At 66.4% G+C, this 2,503-nt stretch carries 3 protein-coding genes; all 3 read right to left on the bottom strand.

Annotated features, from left to right (window positions below):
• Window positions 1-29 precede the first annotated feature (29 nt).
• From tnpC to tnpA, 3 genes are read right to left on the bottom strand one after another with little or no spacing between them, the layout of a single operon-like run.
• Window positions 30-1,601 carry an IS66 family transposase gene (gene tnpC, locus BM075_RS24015; RefSeq protein WP_093363119.1) on the bottom strand — a complete coding sequence of 524 codons (1,572 nt, stop codon included), beginning with the start codon at window positions 1,599-1,601 and terminating at the stop codon, window positions 30-32.
• A 54-nt stretch (window positions 1,602-1,655) separates the two neighbouring features.
• A complete protein-coding gene (gene tnpB, locus BM075_RS24010) occupies window positions 1,656-2,006 on the bottom strand; it encodes an IS66 family insertion sequence element accessory protein TnpB (RefSeq protein WP_081874848.1) in 351 nt (116 codons plus the stop codon).
• On the bottom strand, window positions 2,006-2,419 hold the full coding sequence (tnpA, locus tag BM075_RS25075) for an IS66-like element accessory protein TnpA (RefSeq protein WP_038144069.1): 414 nt from the start codon (window positions 2,417-2,419) through the stop codon (window positions 2,006-2,008). Before tnpA ends, tnpB begins: the two co-directional genes overlap by 1 nt.
• Window positions 2,420-2,503 lie beyond the last annotated feature (84 nt).

Below are 2,503 nucleotides of genomic sequence, written 5' to 3'. Positions count from 1 at the left end.
GTAAGCGGCGGCTGCATCCCACCCCAGGTTCAGCTTGACGGATTGAAGTTCCACGGGAGAAGTTCGTCGATGCGGCCTTGCGGATGACCGGCGGCGATGGCCTCGAGGAGGGCCTTGAGATAGGCGAAGGGCTCGACGCCGTTGATCTTTGCGGTCTCGATGAGCGACGCGATGCGTCCCCAGGCGCGCCCGCCTTCGTCATGTCCGGCGAACAATGCGTTCTTCCTGTTCAGAGCGATGGGCCGGATCAAGTTCTCCACGCTGTTGGAGTCGATCTCCACCCGCCCATCGTGCAGGAAGGTCTGGAGCCCGTCCCAGTGACGGTGGATGTAAGCGAGCTTCTCGCCCAGGCGCGACTTGGCGGAGATACGCAGACGTTGCTGTTGTAGCCATTCACCGAACTCGACCACGAGGGGCGCGGTGCGCGCCTGCCGGGCCGAGAGCCGCTGTCCCGGCGCCGCGCCGCGGATGTCGGCCTCGATCTTGTAGAACTCGGCGATGCGGCGCAGCCCCTCGGCGGCGATCTCGGAGCCGTCGCGGTCGAACACCTCCTTCAGCTTGCGCCGCGCGTGGGCCCAGCAATGCGCCACGCGGACCGGGTCGCCACCCTTGCGGGTGGGCCGCGTCAAACGGTTGTAACCCTGGTAGCCATCGAGCTGCAGGATGCCGTCGAAGCCGTGCAAAATCTTCTCCGCGTTCTCCCCGGCGCGGTCGGGCGCGTAGAAGAAGACCACGCCCGGTGGATCATCCCCGCCCCATGATCGGTCGTCACGGGCGAGCGCCCAGAGATATCCCGTCTTGGTCCGGCCGCGCCCCGGATACAGCACCGGGGCGGTGGTCTCGTCCATGAACAGCTTCGTCGATGTCTTCAGGTGCTCGGCCAGCCGGTCGACCACCGGGCCGAGATGGAAGGCGGCGGTGCCGACCCAGTCGGCCAGCGTGCTGCGGTGGATCTCGATGCCCGATCGGGCAAGGATCCGGCTCTGCCGATACAAGGGCAAGTGGTCCGCGTATTTGCTGACCAGGACATGCGCGATGGCGCCCTCGGTCGGCAGGCCGCCGTCGATGAGATGCGCCGGGGCGCTCGCCTGGGTCACGCCATCGGTGCAGGCGCGGCAGGCGTATTTGGGGCGAACCGTGACGAGCACGCGCAGCTGGGCGGGCACGATGTCCAGCCGCTCTGTGCGGTCCTCGCCGATCTTGTGCATCTCCCCGCAGCCACAAGGACATTGCAGGCTCTCCGGCTCGATCACGCGCTCGATGCGCGGCAGGTCCTTGGGCAGGTTGCCTCGATTGCGCCGGGCTGCACGCCGGGGGCGGCTCTCGGACGGCGCTTGCGTCTCCTGCTTCTCCTCGGCTTCGGCGACCGCAATCTCGAGATCCTCGAACGCCAGCTGCCGGTCATCTTCGCTGAGCTTCTCGGATCGTTTGCCGTGGACTGCCTGGTTGAGTTCGGCGACCAGATGCTCGAGGCGCTTGATGATCTCCTTGAGGCTGACCCTCTCACCTTTGAGCTCCTCATGCTCGCGCAGCAGCGCGGCGACAGCTTCGCGCTGCGCCTCGGGGATTGCGGAGAGGTCAATGATCGCGGTGGATGGCATGGCCGGAGGCTACCGCGAAGCCGTCTCGAAGGCCCGCCTTTTCTCGTGCCTGATTCACTCTGCCGCAGCCGGGCGGCGGATCTCCAGCGCCTTCACCTTGCGCCAGTCGAGACCGGCGAACAGGGCTTCGAACTGCGCCCGGTTCAAAGTCATCACGCCGTCCCGAACCGCCGGCCAGGTGAAGGAACTCTCCTCGAGCCGCTTGTAGGCCATCACCAGCCCGGTGCCGTCCCAGAAGAGGATCTTCAGCCTGTCTGCACGCTTCGCCCGGAACAAAAACACGGTGCCAGTGAACGGATCCTCCTTTAGGACCGATGCGACCTGCGCGGCGAGACCGTCGTGGCCTTTCCTGAAGTCGACCGGCTGGGTCGCCACGAGGATACGGACGGTGTGGGACGGCATCATCACGAGGACGCCCCGAGCGCATGGACGATCTCGGCAATCCGCACCGCCGGGGTGTCGGCGGCAAGCGCGATCGTCACGTCACCGAAGACGAGGCGCAGGCTGTCGTCCGACTGCCTCGAGGGCTGCGGCGCCTGCGGGGGCTTCGGCTCGCACAGGACAACCGGCGCGAAGGCCGTCGGCTCATCCGACATCTCGGCGGCGGGCAGGACCAGCTTGCCCTCTTTGGCCAGGCATCGCCACGCCGACAACTGGTTCGGCTTCATCCCGTAACGCGCCGCCACGGCGTTGACCGTCGCGCCCGGCTCAAGTGTCTCCGCGACAGCCTGTGCCTTCACCTTCTCCGGCCACCGGCGGTGCCCGCTCTCGAAGATCTCAACTCCCAGCGATCTGAGAAACGCAGTCTGAGCATCCATTGCGAAACGCACTCCCATCTTGAGATGGGTATCACCTCGCAGTCCGCGCCGACGCAGACAACGTGCCGCTCAGACACCGCTTAC

Origin of the sequence: Tropicimonas isoalkanivorans, from assembly GCF_900112335.1 — a bacterium.
In the GTDB taxonomy this organism is placed as follows: domain Bacteria; phylum Pseudomonadota; class Alphaproteobacteria; order Rhodobacterales; family Rhodobacteraceae; genus Tropicimonas; species Tropicimonas isoalkanivorans.
Note: the sequence above shows the minus strand (reverse complement) of the source record. Positions and strands in the feature narration are given on the sequence as shown.